This window comes from Bradyrhizobium sp. Ken64, assembly GCF_055807555.1.
Map to the genome: position 1 here is coordinate 1 of NZ_JBVVPA010000074.1, position 845 is coordinate 845.

An 845-nucleotide genomic window follows, 5' to 3' on the forward strand; every position below is an offset into this window, starting at 1 on the left:
AGTCGCCAATCGTATCTCGGCGCCGAAAATCCGATTGGATTGATGCCGCTGAGCTTCTCGCCTCCCAACATGCGCACGGCAACAGCAGCCATTGGTTGGGCGCCCTCAGCCGGTGAAAACATCGGACCGCCTACGACCTGACCGACAAAGTAAGACTGATCGAATGAAAAAATGGGAGCGTTTGCGACTTCATAGATGCGCCTCAATGGCTCCTTGTCTCCATAGACGGCACCTGCACCGTCCACCGCCAACTGCTGATAGAAAAGCGCCGTGTGCGGTGGCAAAGTCGCAACCGCCTTCAGTATATCCGCTAACGGCTGCTCGCCGTAAAAGATTAATTCAACGTTGTTTTTCTTCAGCAGTGGACCGACTATCCGTTGGGTCTCGCCAGCCCAAAAGCGCTCACCGGGGGAGCTTCCGAGGATGATCGCGATGGCCTTTGTCTCCGGCAGCAGCCGCAAAATGTTTTCAAAAGCTGCGACTTGATCGTATCGCACCCCGGCCAAGGCGTCCCGCTCCGACAACATGGATGGCTCAACCCGCCGCACCTCGACTGCCGCAAGCAGCATCGGCGTTGTCGGATAGAGGTTTGGCCTGTGCTGCTGGACGAAGAGGGCAGCGGGTGCACCTAGGGCGACAATCAAATCCGGCGGCCGTTGAGCATAGAGCGCCTTAAGATACTCAACAAATTTCGCATCGGCGGCGTCGTCCCCGTCCAGCGCCGTGACGAGCGAGTGTTCCTGAATGTTCAGCGGCCAAGGCGATTGTTTGTTGAGTTCTCTCTGTATTTCCCTGCTCCATGCGGCTCCCTGCTCAAAATTCGGACCGAATGTATGAAGCAGCAA

At 56.7% G+C, this 845-nt stretch carries 1 pseudogene; it reads right to left on the reverse strand.

Annotated features, from left to right (window positions below):
- A pseudogene (locus tag AC0L2F_RS35685) lies at positions 1 to 845 on the reverse strand (ATPase); the annotation flags it as partial.